We start from the raw sequence: 21,949 nt of genomic DNA, 5'->3' as shown, positions 1-21,949 counted from the left end.
GTGAGACACCCGGCGCCGGGCGAAAGGCGCACGGCAGCGCGCGGGCCGGTGCGCCACGGAGCCCGGCGCCCGACGTCGGGGCGCGACGGGCGTCGGGCGCCCACCGGCGGCCCGAGGATGAGGCGGAACGACGACGACGGACGGCGACGCACGACTGACGTCGACGCAGTGCCGGACGGCCGGCTGGTGCTCTGCCGTTGCGGGATCAGGACCGTAGGCTGGGCCGGTGCCCGCCGACAGCAGGATCAGGCCGAGTCCGGCAGCGGCGCCCACCGGCGCGGACGAGCCGGTGCGGACGCGATCCGGCGCACCGGCCCGGAGTGGACGGTGAGCGGGCAGGGGCGCAGCACCCGCGCCGCCCACGAGGGACTGCCACCGGCGATGCGGGAGCCCGTGGACGACTTCGCCGACCATCTGGCCCGGGTGCGCAACCGCTCCGCGCACACCGTGCGGGCGTACGTCACCGATCTGGTCTCGCTGCTCGACCATGCCGTCCGGATGGGCTGTGTCGACCTGGCCGAGCTGGACCTGACGGTGCTGCGCAGCTGGTTGGCGAAGCAGCGGACGATGGGGGCCGCCCGGACGTCGCTGGCCCGTCGCGCCGCGTCGGCACGTACGTTCAGCGCCTGGGCCCACCGGTCGGGGCTGCTGCCCGCCGACGTGGCCGCCCCGCTGGCCAGTCCGAAGGCCCACCGCGAGCTGCCCACCGTGCTCCGGGCCGACCAGGCCGCCGCCCTGATGGCCGCCCCCTCCCGGCCCACCGCATCCCCGGAGGCCGGCGCCGGGGCGGCCGGACCATCGCCGGCGGGCGAGGACGAGCCGGTGCTGCTGCGGGACCGGGTGCTGCTGGAACTGCTCTACGGCACCGGGATCCGGATCAGCGAGGCGTGCGGCCTGGACATCGCCGACGTCGACCACGGTCGCCGGGTGGTCCGGGTGCTGGGCAAGGGCGGCCGGGAGCGCGCCGTGCCGTACGGGGTGCCGGCGCAGCGCGCGTTGGACGCGTGGCTGGGCCGGGGCAGGCCTGCCCTGGCCGATCCGGGCACGGGAGGTGCGCTGCTGCTGGGGGCGCGGGGCGGACGGCTGAACCCGACCACCGCGCGCCGGATCGTCGCCGGGTACGCCGAGCGGGCCGGGCTGCCCCGGACCAGCCCGCACGGGCTGCGGCACTCGGCCGCCACCCACCTGTTGGAGGGCGGCGCGGACCTGCGCGCGGTGCAGGAGATGCTCGGCCACTCCTCGCTGGCCAGCACCCAGATCTACACGCACGTCTCGGTGGAGCGGCTGCGGGCGGCGTATCGGCAGGCGCACCCGCGCGCCTGAACGACGGCCCGACGGGCGGCGCCGCCGGTGGGCCGCGGGAGGGCGGTGATCGGCGAGTTGATGATCGACGGCGGGCTACGATCGGCGGATGACGGTCCCGCAGCCGCCCGAGCCGATTCCCGGGGCTCGGCTGCTCTTCTCGCTCGACGCGTCGGTCAGTCACCTCAACCACGGCTCGTTCGGCGCCGTCCCGATCGGGGTGCAGCGGGCCCAGCAGCGGTTGCGCGACGAGATGGAGGCGAACCCGCTGCGCTTCTTCACCCAGGGGCTGGTCGACCGCATCGCGCACACCCGCCGACACCTGGCCGGCTTCCTGGGGGCCGACCCGGACGGCACCGCGCTGGTGGGCAACGCGACCACCGGGGTGGCGGTGGTGCTCCAGTCGCTCGGCCTGCGCCCCGGCGACGAGGTGCTGACCACCGACCACGGGTACGGCGCGGTCGGCTTCTCCGTCGACCGGGAATGCCGCCGCACCGGGGCGACGCGCCGGACCCTGCACGTGCCGCTGACCGCCGGGGACGAGCAGGTCGTCGAGATCGTCCGGTCCGGGCTGCGCCCCGGACGGACGAAGCTGGTGGTGCTCGACCAGCTCACGTCCGCCACCGCCCGGCTCTTCCCGGCCGCCGCCGTGGTGGGGGTGGCCCGCGAGCACGGCGTGCCCGTGCTGGTCGACGCGGCGCACGCCCCGGGCATGCTGCCGATCAGCGTGGCCTCCATCGGCGCCGACTTCTGGGTCGGCAACCTGCACAAGTGGGCGTACGCGCCGCGCGGGACCGCCGCGCTGGTGGTCGCGGAGCCGTGGCGGGAGCGGATCGAGCCGCTGGTCGTCTCCTGGGAGCAGGAGGCCGGCTTTCCCGCCCGGGTCGAGTGGCAGGCGACGCTGGACTACACGCCGTGGCTGGCCGCGCCGGTGGGGCTGTTCACGCTGCGCAGCCTGGGCCTGGACCGGGTACGCGCGCACAACGCCGCGCTGGCCGCGTACGGGCAGCGGGTGGTCGGGGACGCCCTCGGGGTGGCGCCGGCCGACCTGCCGGAGCCCGGCGGACCGACGGTGTCCATGCGGCTCATCCCGCTGCCGCGCGGCGTCGCCACCACGATGGACGCGGCGAAGGCGCTGCAGACCCGGATCGCGGAACGGCTCGCCGCCGAGGTGGCGGTGATGACCTGGCACGACCGGGGCTGGCTGCGGTTGGGCGGCCAGGTCTACAACACCCCCGACGAGTACGACCGGTTGGCCGTCCAGCTCCCTGCGCTGCTCGCCCAGCGGTGAGCGGTCGCCGTCCAGCGGCAGCAGCCGGACGGGGCCCAGGCCGAGCAGGGCGAGGGGGTCGAGGTATTCGTCGCCCCGGCGCAGCCCCCAGTGCAGGCATGCCGCGGCGGGACAGCCGGGGTGGCCGGCGAGCAGGGTGCCGATCGGCGTACCGGCGGTGACCCGGGCGCCGGCCGGCAGCCCGGGGCGTACCGGCTCGTAGGTGGTCCGCAGCCCGTCGCCGTGCCCGACGGTGACCACCGGGCGACCGACGACCGTACCGGCGAAGAGCACCACCCCCGCGCCGGCCGACCGGACCTCGACGCCCGCGACGGCGGCCAGGTCGACGCCCCGGTGACCGGGCAGCCAGGGCTGGGGCGGCGGGTCGAACCGGCGCACCGGCCGCGGTGTGCCGGCGAGCGGCCACCGGAACCGCGGCTCGGACCGCGGCGCTCCTGAGCCGGCCGAAGAGCCGGCCGGGGACGGACCGGCCGGAAGCGCGCCCGCCCGGGACGCCGGGCCCGCGACCGCCGGGACGGCAGCCGGTCCCGGCGCCGCCGGGAGGATCAGCGGAAGCATGAGGAGGGCCACCGTGACGGGCCCGGGCATGGTTCGCACGGCCGGCAGCCTGCCCCGACGGCGGTCCCCGATGCCACCGGGCACACCGCCGATTGTGGACGGCGGCCGCGCTGTGGACAACGGCCGGCGGCGGGGCCGATCTGCTATGCGGGCGGCACCGGCCGGCCACCCGCACCGCCTATGCTGAGCCGGTGACGCGGGACTGGTACGCCTGGCACGACGACTACGACCAGCCGGGCTCGGCCCTGTTCCGACGCCTGACCGAGCTGCGGCTGCACATCCGCGGGGCGCTCGACCAGGCCCCGCCCGGCCCGCTCCGGGTGGTCAGCCTCTGCGCCGGTCAGGGGCGGGACCTGATCCCGGTGCTCGCCACGCATCCCCGGCGGGGCGACGTGACGGCCCGCCTGGTCGAGCTGGACCCCCGCAACGCCGAGGTGGCCCGGGCGGCCGCGGCGGAGGCCGGCCTGCCGGCGGTGCAGGTGGTGGTCGGGGACGCGGCGCTGACCGACCATTACGCCGACCTCGCCCCGGCGCATCTCGTGCTGGTCTGCGGGATCTTCGGCAACATCGTCGACGCCGACATCGGGGCCACCGTCCGGCACTGCGCCGCCCTCTGCGCCACCGGCGGGACGGTCTTCTGGACCCGGCACCGCCGCGAGCCCGACCTGGTGCCCAGCATCTGCGACTGGTTCGCCGAGGAGGGCTTCACCCCGGTGGCGGTGAGCAGCCCGGCCGACGGGGTGGGGGTGGGCGTGCACCGTTTCACCGGCCGGCCCCGGCCACTGCCGGCCGGCGTGCGGATGTTCGAGTTCGTCGGCCACGACCGCCTCACCCACCCGTGACCGGGCGTCCGCCCGCCGACCGCCGGGAGCAGAGATGACCACTGTGGACGACGTCAGCCGGCCGTCCCGGATCGCCGGTCCGGACGAGGCGATCAGCGCCGAGGAACTGCAGCTCGCCGCCCGCAACCACGGCATCCCCCTGGAGGCGCTGCGCTACGACGTCACCCCGGCCGGGCTGCACTACCTGCTCATCCACTACGACATCCCGGACGTCGACCCGGCGGCGCACACGCTGACCGTTGACGGCGCGGTGGACCGGCCGCTGAGCCTCGACCTGGCCGCGCTGCGGGACCGGCCCCGGGTCACCCACCGGGTGACGCTGGAGTGCGCCGGCAACGGCCGGGCGCTGCTGCACCCGCGGCCGGTCAGCCAGCCGTGGCTGGTGGAGGCGGTCGGCAACGCCGAGTGGACGGGCACGCCGCTGGCGCCGCTGCTGCGCGAGGCCGGGCTCTCCCCGGACGCCGTGGACGTGGTCTTCACCGGCGCGGACCACGGCGTCGAGCGGGGCGTCGAGCAGGACTACCGGCGGGCGCTGCCGGTCGCGGACGCGTTGCGCGAGGAGGTGCTGCTGGCGTACGAGATGAACGGCGCTCCTCTGCTGCCGCAGCACGGGTCCCCGCTGCGGCTGATCGTGCCCGGCTGGTACGGCATGGCGCACGTGAAGTGGCTGCGCGGCATCCGGGTGCTGGCCGAGCCGTTCGACGGCTACCAGAACGCGGTGGCGTACCGGCTGCGGAAGGACGCCGACGACCCCGGCGTGCCGGTGACCCGGATCGAACCGCGCGCCCTGGTCCGCCCGCCGGGCTTCCCGGACTTCATGTCGCGGACCCGGGTGCTGCGGCCGGGGCCGTGCACGGTGGACGGTCGGGCCTGGTCGGGACACGCGCCGGTGAGCGCGGTGGAGGTGACCACCGACGGCGGGGCGAGCTGGGCGCCGGCCCGGCTGGACGAGCCGAGCGGCGGGGAGTGGGCCTGGCGGCGGTGGGAGTTCGACTGGGCCCCGGAGCCGGGGCGGTACGTGCTAAGCGCCCGGGCCACGGACGCCTCCGGACGCCGCCAGCCGGTGGAGCAGCCGTGGAACCGGGGCGGCTTCGCCAACAACCTGGTGCAGCGGGTCGAGGTGGCGGTGCTGGCGGGGTGAGCGGCGCGGTGGGCCGGGCCGCCGGCCGGGCGGGTCAGCCGCGGCGAGCGGAGACCGTCAGCCGCCGAATCCGGAGTCTGCGGGAAGGGAGATGTCCGGCTTTTCGAGCTCTTCCACATTGACGTCCTTGAACGTCATTACCCGGACGTTCTTGACGAAGCGGGCAGGACGGTACATGTCCCACACCCAGGCGTCGTGCATCTCGACCTCGAAGTAGACCTCGCCGTCCGAGTTACGCACGTGCAGGTCGACCTGGTTGGCCAGGTAGAAACGGCGCTCGGTCTCCACCACGTAGGAGAACTGGCGGACAATGTCGCGGTACTCCCGGTAGAGCTGCAGCTCCATCTCGGTCTCGTACTTCTCGAGATCTTCCGCGCTCATCGCACTCCGCCTTCCATGACCACATCTTCCCCCACCGACGCCGGGGGTCGAGGCTGCTCGCCCAACGCCACGCCGACGGTACTCCCTGACGCGCCGGAGCGCTCCATCGGCTCGTCCGGGCCGTCCACCACCGGACGCCGGGACCGCGGTGGGCGCCCGTCCCGGCCGGAGATCGTGGCCACGTTGACGTACGAGAAGCGGTGCTCCCGGCACGGCCCGTGCTCCCGCAGCGCCGCCGTGTGCTCCGGCGTGATGTAGCCCTTGTGCTCGGCGAAGCCGTACCTCGGGTACCGGTCGTCCAGCTCCACCATGATCCGGTCCCGGGTGACCTTGGCCAGCACGCTCGCCGCCGCCACGCAGGCCGCCACCTGGTCGCCCTTCCAGACCGCCAGCCCCGGCACGTCCAGCCCGTCGACGCCGAAGCCGTCGGTCAGCACGTACTCCGGGCGGGTGGTCAGCGACGCGAGGGCGCGCCGCATCGCGGCCAGGTTGCACACGTGCAGCCCCCGGGCGTCGACCTCCTCGGCGGGGATCACCACCACCGCGTACGCGAGGGCGCGGGCGACCACCTCGTCGTAGATCCGCTCTCGGCTGGCCGGGGTGAGCAGCTTGGAGTCGGCCAGCCCGTCGATCTCGCCGCGCCGCCCCTCGGGCAGCACCGCGGCGGCGGCGACGAGGGGCCCGGCGCAGGCGCCCCGCCCGGCCTCGTCCGCGCCGGCCACGTGCCGGAAGCCGCGCCGCTGCAGGGCCCGCTCCAGCGCGTACAGGCCACCGTCGCGGCGCACCACGGTGCGCGGGGGCGTCAGCACGGCGCACCCCCGTGGGCGGCCGGTCGGGCGGCGAGCGCCCGGGTCAGCACGGCCGGCAGGTCCTCCGGGTAGTAGCGCTCGTCGGTCCCGGCCAGCTCGTCCAGGGACCACCAGCGCTGGCCGGTGACGCTGGCCCGCTCGACCTCGTCGAAGCCCGCCGTGTCCACCTCCCAGCCCGGGACGCGGACCAGGAAGAACTCCTGCTCCTGCCGGTACCAGACGCCGTCGAACGGGAACTCGACCGTCTCGGCCCACACCGGCGGGCCCACCTCGGCCGGGGTGAGCCGCAGCCCGGTCTCCTCGGCCAGCTCGCGGGCGGCGCCGTCGGCCGGGCTCACCCCCGGGTCGAGCCCGCCGCCCGGGGTGAACCAGTAGGCGTGGCTCGGTCGGGCCGGATCGGTGCCGGCGAAGAGCAGCACCCGGTCGGCCGCGTCGACGAGCAGCACCCGGGCCGCGCGACGAGGGGTGTAGACGGTCACCGCCCAAGCCTGCCAGACGGCTCCGACGAACGCCCACGCCTCCCGGGCTCAGGGATTGGGGATCCCGTCGAATTGCTTCGGGACGGTGAGCCAGGTCGCCCGGTCGACCGGCCAGAACACGGTGAACGCCCGCCCGACCACCTGGTCCTCGGGGATAGTGGCCTCGGTGATGTCCTGGCCGGACTGCTGCCAGTGCTCCAGCGAGTCGCCCGAGGCCTCCCGGTGGTCACCCATGACCCAGAGCCGCCCCTGCGGCACCGTGATGTCGAAATCCTGGTCGGCCGGTTTGTTCCCGGGATAGATGTAGGGCTCGTCCAGCGACCGGCCGTTGATGACCAGCCGGTCCTGGGCGTCGCAGCAGACCACGTGGTCGCCGGCGACCCCGATCACCCGCTTGATGAAGTCCTCGCCCTCCGGGTTGCCGCTCCACTCGGTGGGCGCCTTGAAGACGACCACCTCGCCCCGGTGCGGCGACCGGAAATCGTAGACCAGCTTGTTGACCAGCACCCGATCGTCGATCTTGAGAGTGTTCTCCATGGACGGGGAGGGGATGAAGAAGGTCTGCAGCACGAAGGCACGCACCAGCACTGCGACCAGGATCGCCACGCCCAGGAGAATGGGCAGCTCCTTCCAGAAGGAACTGCGGGGCTTTTCGGTCTGCTCGTCAATCACGGGAGGAGCCTACGACGCCGCGCGCGTGGGGACCGTCCGGAACGCGCGAGAACGGAGAGGGCCGCCGTGACCGGGAGGATCAGCACGACACCGCCCACCGGGTCGGGATCGACGGGGGCCGGCCGGGCCGGCGCGCCGTCCGCCCGGGCCAGGCTGGCGAAGGTGTCCGGCACGGGCAGCGAGGTCCATCGCTCGGAGGGCCAGACGATCATGAAGGCCCGGCCCACCACGTTGTCGATCGGCACCGGACCCTGACAGCGGGCGTCCTGGGAGACCAGCCGGTGGTCGCCCATCACGAAGATCTGCCCGGCCGGCACGACGACCTCGGTGAACTGCCGGGACCGGCACTCCTTCGGGTTGGGCGGCAGCTCGACCGGCGAATCCTCGGAGACGTACGCCCGCTCGTCCAGCGGCACGCCGTTGACCACGACCCGACCCTTGTCGCAGCACCACACCTTGTCGCCGGGGACCCCGATCACCCGCTTGATGAAGTCCTTCTCCCCGGGGCGGCTGACCCCGACCAGGTCGCCGAGGGTGCGGCCGACTTTCCCGGCGAAGCCGGCCGGCGGCGCCGGGGTCTCCTGGGCGACCCACTTGTCGGTGCCCCGGAAGACCACCACCTCGCCGCGCACCGGATCCCGGACGTCGTAGACGACCTTGTTGACCAGCACCCGGTCGCCGATGAGGAGGGTGTTCTCCATCGACCCGGAGGGGATGAAGAACGCCTGGAGCAGGAAGGTGCGGATCAGCACCGCGAGGCAGAAGGCGACGATCAGGAGCAGCGGCAACTCCTGCCAGAGGGGCATCGGCCGCCGGGCGCGCCGGGCCCGCCGGCGCCACGGATCGACGGTGCCGTCCTCGTCAAGCATCTGCACCATGCCACTCTCCGGTCCGCAGAAACGACACTACCGCCCGGGAGCCCCGTCGTGAGACCCCACGGGCGGTAGTGGACCGCTGTGCCGCCGCGAGACGCGCTGCGGCGTCGCTGCCCTCCTGCGCCCGTACGATCAGAGTAATGCGATCTGGTCGATACGACATCCGCGCAGCTCAGGCGGCGTGGCGAGCGGAAAGTCAGCTGGTCGGCTGCTTCTCGCGCAGCTCCTTGATCTTGGCCTTCTTGCCGCGCAGCTCGCGCAGGTAGTAGAGCTTGGCGCGACGCACGTCACCGCGGGTCACGATCTCGATCCGGTCGATCGCCGGGCTGTTGATCGGGTACGTCCGCTCCACACCGACACCGAAGCTGACCTTGCGGACCGAGAAGGTCTCGCGCAGACCGTCACCCTGGCGGCGGATGACGACGCCCTGGAAGATCTGGACACGGGACCGGTTGCCCTCGACGACCCGCGCGTGCACCTTCACGGTGTCACCGGCACGGAAGTCGGGGAGGTCGACCCGCTTCGACTGGGCGTCAAGGGCGTCCAGGATGTTCATCGCTGTGTCCTCGTGAGGCTCACGGCGCACCGTCAGTCGGTGCGCGGATGGGTGATTCTGATCCCCGGGTGGTGGACGGCGGGCCGGCCCCGGTCGAGGATCCTCGCAGCCGTCCGCGGGCGCGGACGGATGCGGCAACCCCTCTACTTTGCCACATCCCCCGGCGGCGAGGAAAATCCGCCCCGGTCCAACGCCGCCCGGTCCCGCTTGTCCAGGCTCTCCGGCGGCAGCGCGGCCATCATGTCGGGGCGGCGCGCGGCCGTCCGGGTCAGCGCCTCGTCCCGCCGCCAGCGGGCGATCCGCCCGTGGTCGCCGGAGCGGAGCACGTCCGGCACCTCGTGCCCGCGCCAGGTCGCCGGCTTGGTGTACATCGGGGCCTCGAGCAGCCCGTGGGCGTGCGACTCCTCGTCCAGCGAGCCGGCGTTGCCGAGCACCCCGGGCAGCAGCCGGGTGACCGCCTCCAGGATCACCAGCACCGCGACCTCGCCGCCGAAGAGCACGTAGTCACCGAGGGAGACCTCGGTGACCCGCATCCGGGTCGCCGCGTGGTCGAGCACCCGCTGGTCGATGCCCTCGTACCGGCCGCAGGCGAAGAGCAGGTGCGACTCGGCGGCCAGCTCGTGCGCCATGGCCTGGGTGAACCGGACGCCGGCCGGCGAGGGCACCAGCAGCCGGGGCATCGTGTGGCCGTCCGGGTTGAGCTCGTCGGGGGCGAGGGCGTCCAGCGCCTCACCCCACGGCTCCGGCCGCATCACCATGCCGGGGCCGCCGCCGTAGGGGGTGTCGTCCACCGTGCGGTGCACGTCGTGGGTCCAGGTCCGCAGGTCGTGTACGGCCAGCCGCAGCGTGCCGTTCGCCCGGGCCTTGCCGATCAGCGACAGGTCCAGCGGGGCGAAGTACTCCGGGAAGATCGACACGATGTCGACGCGCATTGGGGGTGCTCCGGCGGCCTAGAGATCGAGCAGACCGGCCGGCGGGTCGACGACGACGCGACCGCCGGCGAGGTCCACCTCGGGCACGATCGCCTTGACGAACGGAATCAGCGCGGTACGCCCCTCGGGGCGGCGCAGCACCAGCAGGTCGGACGCGGGCGCGTGGTCGATCCCGGCCACCTCGCCCAGCCGCTCCCCGGCCGGGGTGACCACGGCGAGGCCGACGAGCTGGTGGTCGTGGAACTCCTCCGGGTCCGCCGGCGGGGCCACGTCGCCGCTGTCCACCGTGAGCAGCGTGCCGCGCAGCGCCTCGGCGACGTCCCGCTCCAGGACGCCCTCGAAGGCCACCAGCAGCCGGCCCTGGTGCCAACGCGCCGACTCGATGGTCAGCTCGGCGGGCACGCGGAACGGCACACCGGGACCCGGCGCCGGGTTGGCCGGGGGTGTCACCCCCGGCTCGGTGCGCAACACCGAACCGGGGGTGAACCGTGCTTCGGGCTCATCGGTCCGCACCTCCACGGTGACCTCACCGCGGATCCCGTGCGGCTTGCCGATCCTGCCGACGACGAGAAGCATCAGTACGAGTCGACGATGTCGACGCGTACCCCACGCCCACCGATGGAGCCGATCACCTGGCGCAGTGCCTTGGCGGTCCGGCCGGACCGCCCGATCACCGTGCCGAGATCCTCCGGGTGCACGCGGACCTCGAGCCGCTTGCCCCGACGGGAATCGACCATCCGCACCCGGACGTCGTCCGGGTGGTCGACGATCCCCTTGACCAGGTGCTCCAGGGCGGGACGCAGTGCCATGTCAGGCCTGCTCGCCGGACTCGGCACCGGTCTGCGCCTCGGCCTTCGGCGCCTCGGCCTCGGCCGGGGCGGCCTCCGCCTTGGGAGCCTCCGCCTTGGGAGCCTCCGCCTTGGCGGCCTTCTTTGCCGGCTTGGCCGGGGTCTCCGGAGCCAGGCCGGCGGCGGCCTTCGCCTCAGCCTCGTACGCCGCCTTGCGGTCGGCCCGCTCCGGGGCGACCTTCAGCGGCGGCGGGGCCGGCAGGCCCTTGTACTTCTGCCAGTCACCGGTCAGCTCCAGCAGGCGCTGCACGGCCTCGCTCGGCTGCGCGCCGACCGACAGCCAGTACTGGACCCGCTCCGACTTGACCTCGATCACCGAAGGGTCTTCCTTCGGCTGGTACACGCCCACGAACTCGATCGCGCGACCGTCACGCTTGGTGCGCGAGTCGGCGACGACGATGCGGTACTGCGGGTTGCGGATCTTGCCCATCCGCAGGAGCCGGATCTTTACGGCCACAGTTGTTTCGCTCCTGTTGCGATCTCACCGGCCCGGTACGGGCGGTGCATGGGTGAGCGCCGACCGGCACAGTGGGGTTTGGGCCGGAGACTGCTCGGTGGACTGGCGACGCGCCCGGGTTAGAGGGCGCCGGACGCGCGCCGGATACCAGCAAGCCATTCTGCCAGATCCGGCGCCGATCTCTCACACCGGACCCGGACAGGTCACCCGAGCCGGTGTCCGAGTGACGGACGACACCGTCAGCGGACCGGCGGACGGTCCCAGCCCGGTGGCAGTTCGTCCGGTATGCCCCATTCCGCCGGTGGGGTGAAGTCGCACCAGGTCCCGTCGAACGGGAACGCCCCGGCCTCGGCGAGGGCGATGACCCGCTCCCCCTCGGCCCGGACCGCCTTCTCGTCGGCCACCCAGTAGTCGTCGGGGAAGGCGAGGCGTTCGAGGAACTCCTCCTCGTCCTTCCACTCCCAGCTGTGGTCCGGCCGGACCACCACGTCCAGATCCTGGTCGACCATGTCCACGCCGGCCACCGGGCCGTCGTCCCAGCGGACGCCCGGTTCCTCCAGGTTGACGTACCAGTTGCTGAACCGGCCCTGCCCGTCCCGGAACCACCAGACCGAGTGGGCCGCCCCGGTGGGCAGGAACTTCAGCACCGGCGGCCCGTTCCACCGGCCCTGCGCCAGGCGGTAGGACGAGGTGATCCACTCGGCGAACGGCATCGCCCGCATGCCCAGCCCCGCCTCGGTGACCTCGTGCGCCACCGGCGAGTCCCGGGCGATCCAGAGCAGCAGGCCCCGGTCGTCGTCCAGGACCACCCGGGCCGACCGGACCCAACCGATCCGGCCGTGCCGCACGTTCCGGTGCATGATCAGCCGACCCGGCGCGAACCGGGCGACGGGGTCGCCGGGCCGCACCTCAGTAGGCGCGGGCGAGGATGGCGACCAGGTCGGACTCGTCCTCCGAGTCCGGCACCGAGCCGTCGGCCCGCAGCAGGCAGCGGACCGTCACGCCCTGGGCGTTCGCCTCGGCCTCGCCCTGGACGCCGACCGCCGACCACGGCACCTTGGCCCAGCCGGTGGCCGCCGCCTCGATCGCCTCGCCCAGCGTCGACACCTCGACGGTCCGGGACTCGCGGTGGGCCAGAGCCTGGTCGTGCAGCGCCCGCTGGTCGGCCTCCAGCGCGGCCAGCACCGCGCCGACCACGTCGGCCACCGGCGTCGGGGACTTCGAGCCGTCCGTACGCCGGACCACGACCGCGTTGCCGGTGGCCAGGTCGCGGGGGCCGACCTCGACGCGTACCGGATAGCCGCGCAGCTCGGCGTCGACGGCCCGGCGGCCGAACGCGGTGTCCGTGCGGTCGTCGAGCGCGACCCGGACGCCGGCGTCGCGCAGGCCGTCGCGGAGCTTGGCCGCCGCCTCGCCGACCCCCTCGCCGTCCTTGACGATCATCACGTACGCCTGGATCGGCGCCAGCTTCGGCGGCACCCGCAGGCCGTTGTCGTCGCCGTGCGCCATGATCAGACCGCCGAGCATCCGGGTCGACGTGCCCCAGGAGGTGGTCCAGGCGTGCTCCCGGCCGCCCTCGGCCGAGGAGTAGCTGATGTCGAACGCCTTGGCGAAGTTCTGCCCCAGCTCGTGGCTGGTGCCCAGCTGGAGCGCCTTGCCGTCGCCCATCATGCCTTCGCAGGTGTAAGTGGCGGTCGCGCCGGCGAACCGCTCCCGGGCGGTCTTCAGCCCGACCACCACCGGGATGCCGAGGACGTTGACCATCAGGTCCTCGTACGCCTCGTGCAGGATCCGCCGCGCGTAGGCGCGCGCGTCCTCCCGCGTGGCGTGCGCGGTGTGCCCCTCCTGCCAGAGGAACTCGCTGGTGCGCAGGAAGATCCGCGGCCGCAGCTCCCAGCGGACCACGTTCGCCCACTGGTTGAGCAGCAGCGGCAGGTCCCGGTACGAGTCGATCCACTTGGCCATGAACTCGCCGATCACCGTCTCGCTGGTGGGGCGGACCACGACCGGCTCGGCGAGCTGCTTGCCGCCACCGTGGGTGACCACGGCCAGCTCCGGCGAGAAGCCCTCGACGTGCTGGGCCTCACGCTTGAGGTAGCTCTCCGGGATGAAGAGCGGGAAGTACGCGTTCTCCGCGCCGGCCGCCTTGATCCGGGCGTCCATCTCGGCCTGCATCCGCTCCCAGATGGCGTAGCCGGCCGGTCGGATCACCATGGTCCCCCGGACCGGGCCGTTGTCGGCCAGCTTCGCCTTGGCGATCAGGTCCTGGTACCAGCGGGGAAAGTCCTCCGCACGGGGAGTGAGCACGCGTGCCATGACCGCACATCCTATGCGCCGTCCGCCGGGCCGCCGCGATCGGGCACGCCCGACTGGCGGGAAGCAGCGCCCCGGCCGGGCGCGGGCGGGGCAGCGGCACGAACCCGACGCTGACTAGCATTTGCGGCCTGTGGCGGTTCCCAGCCGAGGCGGGCGAGGTCCCGGTGGTGTCCCGGGCGACCGGGCACGCCCAGTTGGACGCGGTCCCGCTGCCGCTGGCCACGATCGGCACGCCGACCCCGTTCGAGGTACGCGGCGCGCTGGGCAACGGCGTCACCTCGACGCCCCGCGCGACCCCGGTGAGCGTCTGGGGGCTGTGGGCATGCCTCCCGCCGCTGGCCCCCGGCGCGCACGAGCTGGCCTTCGGCGGCAGCGACGGCGGCGGCTTCTGGGTGGAGCAGCGACTAGCGGTTGCTTCCCTTTCTAGAGCTGTCCACAATTGGCTGTCGTGGGTAGCGTGTATCGGATCGGCGAGTTCGCCGAGCGGGTGGGCCGCTCGGTGAGTACGGTGCGCCGGTGGGAGGCGGAGGGTCGGATCGCGGCCCGTCGTCTGCCGTCGGGGCAGCGGTACTTCGACGATTCTGATGTGCGCCGGGTGCTGCAGCCGGGCTTCGACGCCGACCGGCGGAAGGTCGTGGTGTACTGCCGGGTGTCATCGCCGGGTCAGAAGGCCGACCTGGCCTCGCAGGTGGCGGCGATGCAGCAGTTCTGCCTTGCTCGCGGTCTGGCCGTGGACGAGTGGATCAGCGAGGTCGGCGGCGGGATGAACCTGCGCCGTAAGAAGTTCCTGGCGTTAATGGACGCGGTCGACCGGGGGGAGGTTGGCACGCTGGTGGTGGCGCACAAGGACAGGCTGGCCCGGTTCGGCTTCGACTTCCTGGAGCACGTGGCGGCACGTGGCGGCTGCGAGATCGTCGTCGCCAATCAGGAGTCACTGTCCCCACAGCAGGAACTAGTGGAGGACTTGTTGGCCATCGTGCACACCTTCTCATGCCGCCTGTACGGTCTGCGCAGCTACGAGAAGGAACTCAAAGGGGCGGACCTAACCCTGGGGGATGACCGGTGAAGGTCACCCGCATCGCCTACTCGGCACGGATGAACCCAGGAAAGTACGCCGCCCTGGTGGAGCAGGCCCGCCGGTTGGGTTGGGTGCGCAGCGAGGTGTGGCAGCGGTATGGCTCGATCAACGGTGTCGCGGCCGGACTGCGGGACCGGCAGGTGCGCGACCGGTGGCTGGCTGACGGCAGGCACGTGCAGTTCGCCGTGTTGGCGAATGCGTGGAAGGAAACCGTCCGCGACGTCATGGCCGACATCGCCGCGAACCTGGAGGCGGCCAAGGTCGACGTCAGGCGGGCGATCATCCGACGCACGAGCGATCCGGCCGAGCGCAAGCGAATGTTCACCGCGCTGAAGGCCGACCAATGGGCTGACGATCCGTTCCTGTCTCGGCAGATGCGCAAGCACTGGAAGCGTGGCCACAACCGCACGCACGATCAGATCGTGGTACGCGCCGACAACTACAACGCCCTCGTTGACGGGCGAGGCCGGCTGTGGCTGGCAATTCCCGGCCTTGAACCCCGCAAGATGGTCAAAATCCCGCTGTCTACGACCGTCGCCCCGACCGGGACGCTGCGCCTGATCCTGCGCGGCGGCCGAGTCGAGGTCCACTACCAGATCGACGCGTCGCAGATGCGCTCATCACAGCGACCATGCGGCGAGGCGACGATCGGCGTGGACAAGGGCTACACCGAAGCCCTCACCGACTCCGACGGCCAGCCCCACGGTGAACAGCTCGGCGACCTGCTCACCCGCGAGTCGGACCGGTTGAAGGAACGAAACCGCCGTCGGGCGAAGCTACGCTCAATCGCCAACAACGCCGCGCTCCGTGGCGACTACGCGAAAGCGCACCGGATCAAGGCCAACAACCTCGGCACGATCAAGCGGGACCGGCAGGCCGCCCGACATCGGGCGCGGGTGCGTACGGAGATCTTCACCGCCGTGCACGAGGTCGTGGACAAGGCCGCCACCGTGATCGCCGAAGACCTCACCAAACGCTTCGCCGGGCGCAAGAGGCTGGGCAAGAACATCAACCGGCGTCTCGCCGCATGGACCAAAGGAGTCACCGCCGAGGCCCTGAAAAGCGTGTCGGAGCGTAGAGGTTCTGCGCTCGTGCCCGTCAACGCCGCCTACACCTCACAAACCTGTCACCAATGCGGCCGGTTCGGCCGACGCAGCGGGGACCGGTTTCACTGCACCCGATGCGGGGTGGTGTGGCAGGCCGACGTGAACGCCGCGATCAACATCCTGCACCGAGCCGGCGACCCCGACATCGCCCTGCACACCCCACACCACATGGTGAAGCAGATCCTGCAGGACCGGACAGATCGCCACCGGACCAGACTGCCGGTCCAGGACTCCAGCCCGGCCACCGCCGAGCGGAGAGCGAATCACCCGAACCGCTCAACTATGAGCAAGTAGTAGGAAGCAGGCGCAGTACCACCTCGTAGTGAGCTGAGCCGTCCCGCCGCCCGTAGACTTCCGGGCAACCATGGACGAACCCCGGGACTCGGCCCGCCAACGCCTGCGGGACAGCATCGTCGACGCCGCCCGCGCACAGACCGTCGCGAGCGGCTGGGACGGCGTACGGATGGGTGGGGTGGCGCGGGCGGCCGGGGTGAGCCGGCAGACCGTCTACAACGAGTTCGGCACCAAGGCGGGGCTGGCCGAGTCGCTGGCCCGGCGGGAGGTCGACCGGTTCGTCTCGGCGGTCCGCGCGGCGCTCGCGGAGCACGGCGCCGACGTCCGGGCCGGGGCGTACGCGGCCATCGCGCACACCCTCACCGAGGCGGCCGGGAACCCGCTGATCAAGGCGATCCTGAGCAGCGCGCGGGGCGGCTCGGACGAGCTGCTGCCCTACCTGACCACCCGCTCCGAGCTGGTGCTGGCCGAGGCGACCGGGGCGCTGCTGGAGTGGGCGAGCGTCCACCTGCCGGGGGCCGACCCGGCCGGGCTGGCGTTCGCCGCCGACACGATCGTCCGCCTGGTGGTGAGCCACATCGTGCTCCCCCAGGCCCCGCCCGAGCAGACCGCCCGCGCCCTGGCCGACCTGGCCCTGCACCTCTTCCTGAACCCGGGGCGGGTCAGCGGATGAGGCGGCCGCGGAGGACGACGCGGGACGGGGTGCGGACCACGCGGAGGTCGCGGCGCGGGTCGTCGGGGTAGACGACCAGGTCGGCGAGGCCGCCCTCGACCAGGCCGGGGAAGCCCAGCCAGGCGCGGGCGCCCCAGGAGGCGGCGGCGAGCACGTCCAGCGCGGACATGCCGGCCCGCTCGTGCAGCAGCAGCATCTCCTCGGCGGCCAGCCCGTGGTCGATCCCGCCGCCCGCGTCGGTGCCGACGTAGATCGGCACCCCGGCCTCGTACGCGGCCCGGACCACCTCGGGGAAGCGGTCGCGCAGGGCGATCATGTGGTCGGCGTACCCGGGGAACCTGGCGCGCGCCTGCTCGGCGATGCCGCCGAAGGTGGCGATGTTGATCATCGTGGGGACCAGCGCGGTGCCCTGCCGGGCCATCAGGTCGATCAGGTCCAGGCTGAGCCCGGTGCCGTGCTCCACCGAGTCCACCCCGGCCCGCACCATGATCTCCACGGCCGACTCGGAGAAGGTGTGCACCGCGGCGCGCACCCCGGCGGCGTGCGCGGCCGCGACGGCCGCGGTCATGGTGTCCGCGTCCCAGGCCGGCGCGAGGTCGCCGACGCCGCGGTCGATCCAGTCCCCGACCAGCTTGACCCAGCCGTTGCCGGCGGCGGCCTGCTCGGCCACCGTCGCGGCCACCTCCGCCGCGCCCACCTCCACGCCGATGTCGCGCAGGTAGCGCTTCGGCGGGGCGACGTGCCGGCCGGCGCGGGCCAGTCGCGGCAGCTCCGGGTCGTCGTCCAGCTCCGGGTACGGGTACGGCGAGCCGGCGTCGCGGATGGCCAGCACGCCGGCGTTCCGGTCGGTGCGGGCCAGCTCGCGGGCCTGGTCGAGCGAGGTGATCGGGGCGCCGCCCCGGGCGATGCCGATGTGGCAGTGCGCGTCGGTCAACCCCGGCAGCACGAAGCCGCCGTCGGCGATCGTCTCCGCCCCGGGGACCGGGTCGAAGGTCACCCGGTCGCCGTCCAGCCAGATGTCCCGGACCTCGTCGTCCGGCAGCAGCACACCGCGCACATGCAGAGCCATGTGCACAGTCCTACCGGATCACTCCCCGCCGCACGCGAGCGGCCCGGCCCGCCGCACGGTCAGCGAACGACTGGCCCCCACCGTGAACCCCCCTCAAGTAGGCCGCTGTGCCGCCCAGGCCAGGAACCTGTCGAACAGATCCGCCGGAGACGGGGCAGGGCTCGGGTTTAGCTTGATCAAATCCGCGGTGGCGTCGAACAACTGGCCGGCCAGGTAGACCGACAGGGCTACCGCGTTCCCCGCGTATTCGACCCGCAGCAGCATGCGGGCCGTAGCGCACGGCCAGGCGGCGGAGCACACCCGGCAGAGCCACAGGGGCCGCCTGGGTAAGTGTTGGTGCACCCGGTGGAAGGTGTGCAGCGGCTGGTCATGGCCGGGTGAGGCATTAGGCGGGGTCACCCGCTCATGATGACGCCGCCTGTTGTCCTCGTCAACAGACTCCGCAGTTGTCGCTGTCATGATGACATGCTGCTGTCATCGTCAACCCGTGGAGCTTGTAGGCGTGTCAGAGATTCGGGAAATGCTCGGTGGCGTATCCCGACAGCGCGCCTCCGTCATCGCCAATCAACGCAACTTCCCCGAGCCAATCGCCGTGTTGGCGATGGGAAAGGTGTGGCGGAAGTCCGAGGTTGAGAAGTGGATACGGCAGCACAGACCCGACGTGGCGGAGGACTGAGAAGGGGCCCCAACCGGGGCCCCTTCAGTTGATGAAAGCACTCGACCGGCGCGACCTGCCGAAAGGCTGGCGTGCTCGGTGCCGCGGGGTCAGCGGGGCCGGTTGTCGCCCTTGCCGAGCTTGTTGAAGTCGATCTTCGGGAGCTTGAAGCCCGGGGGCAGGCCCTGGCCGCCGGCCAGGTCACCCGGGTCCAGCCCCGGCGGGAGCTGCGGCATGCCGCCCGGGAAGCCGCCCGGCAGCCCGGCGCCCGCCCCGGTACGCGGCCGACCGCCGCCCTTGGTGCCCTTGCGCTTGTTCTTCGGCGACTTGGTCGCCTTGCGCCGGCCACCGCCGGGCAGGCCCATCATGCCGCCCATCTGCTTCATCATCTTCTGCGCGTCGGCGAAGCGGTTGAGCAGCTGGTTGACGTCCATCACGGCGACCCCGGAGCCGCTGGCGATGCGGGCCCGGCGGGAGCCGTTGATGATCTTCGGGTTGGTGCGCTCGCCCGGGGTCATCGACCGGATGATCGCGGTGACCCGGTCGAAGTGCTTGTCGTCCAGGTCGGCGAGCTGGTCCTTCATCTGCCCCATGCCGGGCATCATGGCCAGCACGTTGGCGATCGGGCCCATCCGGCGGACCGCGATGAGCTGGTCGAGGAAGTCCTCCAGGGTGAACTGCTCACCCCCCATCAGCTTGGCGGTCATCTTCTCCTTCTGATCGGCGTCGAAGGCCTGCTCGGCCTGCTCGATCAGAGTGAGGACGTCGCCCATGCCGAGGATCCGGCTGGCCATCCGGTCGGGGTGGAAGACGTCGAAGTCCTCCAGCTTCTCGCCGGTCGAGGCGAAGAGGATCGGCTGCCCGGTGATTTCCCGGACGGAGAGCGCCGCGCCACCGCGGGCGTCGCCGTCGAGCTTCGAGAGCACTACACCGGTGATGCCGACGCCGTCGCGGAACGCCTCAGCGGTGCGGACGGCGTCCTGGCCCACCATCGCGTCGACGACGAAGATGACCTCGTCCGGGTCGACCACGTCGCGGATGTCGGCGGCCTGCTGCATCATCTCGGCGTCGATGCCGAGGCGGCCGGCGGTGTCGACGATGACGATGTCCCGGGCGGCGCGCTTGGCATGCTCGATCGAGTCGCGCGCCACCTGGACCGGGTCGCCGACGCCGTTGCCGGGCTCCGGGGCGTACACCTCGACGCCGGCCCGGCCACCGAGCACCTGGAGCTGCCCGACAGCGTTGGGGCGCTGGAGGTCGGCGGCGACCAGCAGCGGCTGGTGGCCCTGGGCCTTGAGCCAGCGGGCCAGCTTGCCGGCGAGGGTGGTCTTACCGGAACCCTGGAGGCCGGCCAGCATGATCACGGTCGGCGGGTGCTTGGCGAACTGGAGCCGCCGCCCCTCGCCGCCGAGGACGTTGATCAGCTCCTCGTTGACGATCTTGATGATCATCTGCGCCGGGTTGAGCGCCTGGGAGACCTCGGCCCCCCGCGCGCGCTCCTTGACGTTCGCGATGAAGCCCTTGACCACCGGCAGGGCGACGTCGGCCTCCAGCAGCGCCATGCGGATCTCGCGCGCGGTGGCGTCGATGTCGGCATCGCTGAGCCGACCCTTGCCGCGGAGCTTGGTGAAGATCCCGGACAGGCGGTCACTCAAGGTGTCAAACACGCGAACATCCCGTTTGTTAGTGTTCCGGCGGGTACGAACTCGGCCGGCACGCACAAGGCCGGCCACCCGCAAGGGTAACCGCCCCACCTCGCCACTGCTTCCCGCCGGCCCGGCCCCGCCCCGACCTTCGACAAGATCGCCCTACCGGGCGGCCGCGCTGGTCAGGACCCCACCAGCCCCGACTGGTACGCGAAGACCACCAGTTGGGCCCGGTCCCGGGCGCCCAGCTTCACCATGGCCCGGCTGACATGGGTACGCGCGGTGGCCGGGCTGACCACCAGGCGCTCGGCGATCTCGATGTTGCTCAGCCCCTCGCCGACCAGCCCCACCACCTCCCGCTCCCGCTCGGTGAGCGTGCCGAGCCGGGGATGGGGTCGGGGCACCCGGGCCGGCCGGGTGGCGAACTCCCGGACCACCCGCCGGGTCACCGACGGCGACAGCAGCGCCTCACCGTCGGCGACCAGCCGGATCGCCCGCAACAGCTCGGCGGGCCGGGTGTCCTTGGTGAGGAAGCCGCTGGCCCCGTGGCGGAGCGCGTCGAAGACGTACTCGTCCAGCTCGAAGGTGGTCAGCACGATCACCCGGGTCCCGGCCAGCCCGGGATCCGCGACGATCCGCCGGGTCGCCTCGATGCCGTCGATCCCCGGCATCCGGACGTCCATCAGCACCACGTCGGGGCGTTCCCGCCGGGTCGTCTCGACCGCGGCGAGCCCATCGGCGGCCTCGCCCACCACGGTGAGGTCGTCCTCGCTCTCCACGAGGGCGCGCAGCCCGATCCGGACCAGGTCCTGGTCGTCGGCGAGCACCACGGTGATCACTGTGCCTCCTCCACGGGCAAGGTCGCGGACACCCGAAATCCGCCGCCAGGTGCGGGGCCGGCGGTGAACGTGCCCCCCAGCGCGGTGACCCGTTCCCGCATGCCGGCCAGACCGTAGCCGCCCCCGGGGCCGGGGACCGCGCCCCGGCCGGTGTCGGTCACCTCGATCTCCACCCCGCTCGAGGTGTGGCGGAGCCGGACGGTGGCGGTGGCCGGACCGGCGTGCCGCAGCACGTTGGTCAACGACTCCTGCACCACCCGGTACGCGGCCAGGTCGACGGCGACCGGCAGGGTCCGGGGCTCCCCGGTGACCTCCACGGTGACGGGCACCCCCGCGCCGGCCAGCCGGTCGCGCAGTTGCGGCAGCTGGGCCAACCCGGGGGTCGGCGCCCGGTCGTCGGCCGCCTCGTCCCGCCGGGCCACGGTGAGCGTGACCCGCAGCTCGTCCAGGGCCTCCTTGCTGGTGCGGCTGATCGCGGTCAGCGCCGCCTCGGCCTGCTCGGGCTTACGGGCCAGCAGGTGCAGGGCGATCTCCGCCTGCATGTGGATCGCGGCGAGGCCGTGCCCGACCACATCGTGCACCTCCCGCGCGACCCGCAGCCGCTCGGCGTCGGCCAGCCGGCGCGCCTCGTCGACCCGGCCGCGCGCGGCGTTCTCCCGAACCAGCCGGACCGTGGTGCCGACCGCGAACGGGACCACCACCCAGGCGGCGGCCGGCATGGCGCCGAGCAGCCCGAGCGGACGCACCCCGACCACCACGTGCACCAGCAGGACCGCCAGCGCCACCCCGCCGGCCACCGCGCCGGTACGCAGCGGCAGGTACGCGGCGACCGTGTAGACCGCGACGAGGAACGCGAACAGGATCGGCCCGTACGGATAGCCGAGCACCAGGTACGCCGTGGTGGCCACGGTGACCACCCCCAGCGTCGCCAGCGGCCAGCGCCGGCGCACCGCCAGCGCCAGCGCGGCCACCGCCACCAGCGGGTACGTCGCCCGGCCGATGCCGATCCCCTCGTTGGCGCCGGCCGGTGCGGTGCCGACCAGCCCGACCCCGAGCAGCACCAGGGCGACGACGGCGTCGTAGATCTGGTCGCTCCACTGAATCCCGCGGTTCCGGTCCACCGTCCCCTC

25 protein-coding genes and 2 pseudogenes are annotated in these 21,949 nt (G+C 72.9%); 9 read left to right on the top strand and 18 right to left on the bottom strand.

Features of this window, described 5'->3' with window-relative positions:
• The first annotated feature begins 381 nt into the window (after positions 1-381).
• Together ACFOYX_RS22970 and ACFOYX_RS22965 are read left to right on the top strand one after the other, a co-directional pair.
• Positions 382-1,323: a tyrosine recombinase XerC gene (locus tag ACFOYX_RS22970; protein WP_322440822.1), complete on the top strand. Its 942-nt coding sequence runs from the start codon at positions 382-384 to the stop codon at positions 1,321-1,323.
• 88 nt (positions 1,324-1,411) lie between these two features.
• Entirely contained in the window at positions 1,412-2,593 is a 1,182-nt protein-coding gene (locus ACFOYX_RS22965) for an aminotransferase class V-fold PLP-dependent enzyme (protein ID WP_322440785.1), read from the top strand.
• A 3-nt stretch (positions 2,594-2,596) separates the two neighbouring features.
• Here the strand turns inward: ACFOYX_RS22965 and ACFOYX_RS22960 are convergent.
• A pseudogene (locus ACFOYX_RS22960) lies at positions 2,597-3,181 on the bottom strand (M23 family metallopeptidase); the annotation flags it as partial.
• 161 nt (positions 3,182-3,342) lie between these two features.
• Here ACFOYX_RS22960 and ACFOYX_RS22955 point away from each other — a divergent pair.
• Together ACFOYX_RS22955 and ACFOYX_RS22950 are read left to right on the top strand one after the other, a co-directional pair.
• Positions 3,343-3,993: a class I SAM-dependent methyltransferase family protein gene (locus ACFOYX_RS22955; RefSeq protein ID WP_322440786.1), complete on the top strand. Its 651-nt coding sequence runs from the start codon at positions 3,343-3,345 to the stop codon at positions 3,991-3,993.
• A 34-nt stretch (positions 3,994-4,027) separates the two neighbouring features.
• On the top strand, positions 4,028-5,134 hold the full coding sequence (locus tag ACFOYX_RS22950; protein WP_322440787.1) for a sulfite oxidase: 1,107 nt from the start codon (positions 4,028-4,030) through the stop codon (positions 5,132-5,134).
• Between the two features lie 57 nt (positions 5,135-5,191).
• Here the strand turns inward: ACFOYX_RS22950 and ACFOYX_RS22945 are convergent, their stop codons facing one another.
• From ACFOYX_RS22945 to proS, 12 genes and pseudogenes are all read right to left on the bottom strand, one after another.
• The gene (locus ACFOYX_RS22945; RefSeq protein ID WP_007075222.1) at positions 5,192-5,515 is read right to left on the bottom strand and encodes a DUF2469 domain-containing protein; all 324 of its coding nucleotides are present in this window, start codon (positions 5,513-5,515) and stop codon (positions 5,192-5,194) included.
• Complete coding sequence (locus tag ACFOYX_RS22940) at positions 5,512-6,324, bottom strand: ribonuclease HII (RefSeq protein ID WP_109802507.1); 813 nt, start codon at positions 6,322-6,324, stop codon at positions 5,512-5,514. The genes ACFOYX_RS22945 and ACFOYX_RS22940 overlap by 4 nt, the downstream gene beginning before the upstream one ends.
• Positions 6,318-6,803, bottom strand: coding sequence for an NUDIX domain-containing protein (locus ACFOYX_RS22935; RefSeq protein WP_322440788.1), 486 nt, complete (start codon positions 6,801-6,803; stop codon positions 6,318-6,320). The genes ACFOYX_RS22940 and ACFOYX_RS22935 overlap by 7 nt, the downstream gene beginning before the upstream one ends.
• 48 nt (positions 6,804-6,851) lie before the next feature.
• On the bottom strand, positions 6,852-7,475 hold the full coding sequence (lepB, locus tag ACFOYX_RS22930) for a signal peptidase I (RefSeq protein WP_109802509.1): 624 nt from the start codon (positions 7,473-7,475) through the stop codon (positions 6,852-6,854).
• Between the two features lie 9 nt (positions 7,476-7,484).
• Positions 7,485-8,353, bottom strand: a pseudogene (lepB, locus tag ACFOYX_RS22925) (signal peptidase I).
• Between the two features lie 193 nt (positions 8,354-8,546).
• Complete coding sequence (gene rplS / locus ACFOYX_RS22920) at positions 8,547-8,906, bottom strand: 50S ribosomal protein L19 (RefSeq protein WP_109802511.1); 360 nt, start codon at positions 8,904-8,906, stop codon at positions 8,547-8,549.
• A gap of 143 nt (positions 8,907-9,049) precedes the next feature.
• On the bottom strand, positions 9,050-9,838 hold the full coding sequence (gene trmD, locus ACFOYX_RS22915; RefSeq protein ID WP_238454611.1) for a tRNA (guanosine(37)-N1)-methyltransferase TrmD: 789 nt from the start codon (positions 9,836-9,838) through the stop codon (positions 9,050-9,052).
• Between the two features lie 18 nt (positions 9,839-9,856).
• On the bottom strand, positions 9,857-10,414 hold the full coding sequence (gene rimM, locus ACFOYX_RS22910; protein WP_109802513.1) for a ribosome maturation factor RimM: 558 nt from the start codon (positions 10,412-10,414) through the stop codon (positions 9,857-9,859).
• Positions 10,414-10,674, bottom strand: a complete 261-nt coding sequence (locus tag ACFOYX_RS22905; RefSeq protein WP_030500803.1) for an RNA-binding protein — start codon at positions 10,672-10,674, stop codon at positions 10,414-10,416. The genes rimM and ACFOYX_RS22905 overlap by 1 nt, the downstream gene beginning before the upstream one ends.
• On the bottom strand, positions 10,649-11,143 hold the full coding sequence (rpsP, locus tag ACFOYX_RS22900; protein WP_322440789.1) for a 30S ribosomal protein S16: 495 nt from the start codon (positions 11,141-11,143) through the stop codon (positions 10,649-10,651). The genes ACFOYX_RS22905 and rpsP overlap by 26 nt, the downstream gene beginning before the upstream one ends.
• Positions 11,144-11,382: 239 nt before the next feature.
• Entirely contained in the window at positions 11,383-12,003 is a 621-nt protein-coding gene (locus ACFOYX_RS22895) for a DUF402 domain-containing protein (protein ID WP_322440790.1), read from the bottom strand.
• Between the two features lie 49 nt (positions 12,004-12,052).
• Positions 12,053-13,459: a proline--tRNA ligase gene (proS, locus tag ACFOYX_RS22890; RefSeq protein WP_109802515.1), complete on the bottom strand. Its 1,407-nt coding sequence runs from the start codon at positions 13,457-13,459 to the stop codon at positions 12,053-12,055.
• A 167-nt stretch (positions 13,460-13,626) separates the two neighbouring features.
• On the opposite strand from proS, the gene ACFOYX_RS22885 reads away from it, so the two are divergent.
• The 4 genes from ACFOYX_RS22885 (at position 13,627) to ACFOYX_RS22870 (ending at position 16,610) form a co-directional block, all read left to right on the top strand.
• Positions 13,627-13,962, top strand: a complete 336-nt coding sequence (locus ACFOYX_RS22885) for a hypothetical protein (RefSeq protein WP_146231116.1) — start codon at positions 13,627-13,629, stop codon at positions 13,960-13,962.
• Positions 13,908-14,525 carry an IS607 family transposase gene (locus ACFOYX_RS22880; RefSeq protein ID WP_322440791.1) on the top strand — a complete coding sequence of 206 codons (618 nt, stop codon included), beginning with the start codon at positions 13,908-13,910 and terminating at the stop codon, positions 14,523-14,525. Before ACFOYX_RS22885 ends, ACFOYX_RS22880 begins: the two co-directional genes overlap by 55 nt.
• Complete coding sequence (locus ACFOYX_RS22875; protein ID WP_322440792.1) at positions 14,522-15,937, top strand: transposase; 1,416 nt, start codon at positions 14,522-14,524, stop codon at positions 15,935-15,937. Before ACFOYX_RS22880 ends, ACFOYX_RS22875 begins: the two co-directional genes overlap by 4 nt.
• Before the next feature lie 70 nt (positions 15,938-16,007).
• Positions 16,008-16,610 carry a TetR family transcriptional regulator gene (locus tag ACFOYX_RS22870; protein ID WP_322440793.1) on the top strand — a complete coding sequence of 201 codons (603 nt, stop codon included), beginning with the start codon at positions 16,008-16,010 and terminating at the stop codon, positions 16,608-16,610.
• Here the strand turns inward: ACFOYX_RS22870 and ACFOYX_RS22865 are convergent.
• Together ACFOYX_RS22865 and ACFOYX_RS22860 are read right to left on the bottom strand one after the other, a co-directional pair.
• Positions 16,600-17,679: an amidohydrolase family protein gene (locus ACFOYX_RS22865; RefSeq protein ID WP_322440794.1), complete on the bottom strand. Its 1,080-nt coding sequence runs from the start codon at positions 17,677-17,679 to the stop codon at positions 16,600-16,602. The two genes, ACFOYX_RS22870 and ACFOYX_RS22865, sit on opposite strands and share 11 nt — an antisense overlap.
• A gap of 93 nt (positions 17,680-17,772) precedes the next feature.
• Positions 17,773-17,943, bottom strand: a complete 171-nt coding sequence (locus ACFOYX_RS22860) for a hypothetical protein (RefSeq protein ID WP_377534339.1) — start codon at positions 17,941-17,943, stop codon at positions 17,773-17,775.
• Between the two features lie 223 nt (positions 17,944-18,166).
• On the opposite strand from ACFOYX_RS22860, the gene ACFOYX_RS22855 reads away from it, so the two are divergent.
• Complete coding sequence (locus ACFOYX_RS22855; protein ID WP_322440795.1) at positions 18,167-18,355, top strand: hypothetical protein; 189 nt, start codon at positions 18,167-18,169, stop codon at positions 18,353-18,355.
• Positions 18,356-18,444: 89 nt separating this feature from the next.
• Here the strand turns inward: ACFOYX_RS22855 and ffh are convergent, their stop codons facing one another.
• The 3 genes from ffh to ACFOYX_RS22840 all read right to left on the bottom strand — a co-directional run bounded on the left by ffh (position 18,445) and on the right by ACFOYX_RS22840 (position 21,940).
• Complete coding sequence (ffh, locus tag ACFOYX_RS22850; protein ID WP_322440796.1) at positions 18,445-20,001, bottom strand: signal recognition particle protein; 1,557 nt, start codon at positions 19,999-20,001, stop codon at positions 18,445-18,447.
• A 161-nt stretch (positions 20,002-20,162) separates the two neighbouring features.
• A complete protein-coding gene (locus ACFOYX_RS22845) occupies positions 20,163-20,819 on the bottom strand; it encodes a response regulator transcription factor (protein ID WP_322440797.1) in 657 nt (218 codons plus the stop codon).
• Entirely contained in the window at positions 20,816-21,940 is a 1,125-nt protein-coding gene (locus ACFOYX_RS22840) for a histidine kinase (protein WP_322440798.1), read from the bottom strand. The genes ACFOYX_RS22845 and ACFOYX_RS22840 overlap by 4 nt, the downstream gene beginning before the upstream one ends.
• Between the last annotated feature and the right edge of the window lie 9 nt (positions 21,941-21,949).

Origin of the sequence: Micromonospora sp. GCM10011541 (assembly GCF_042650725.1) — a bacterium.
Taxonomy (GTDB): domain Bacteria; phylum Actinomycetota; class Actinomycetes; order Mycobacteriales; family Micromonosporaceae; genus Micromonospora; species Micromonospora sicca.
The sequence above is the reverse complement of the archived record's forward strand: the minus strand, read 5'-3'. Positions and strand labels throughout refer to the sequence as shown.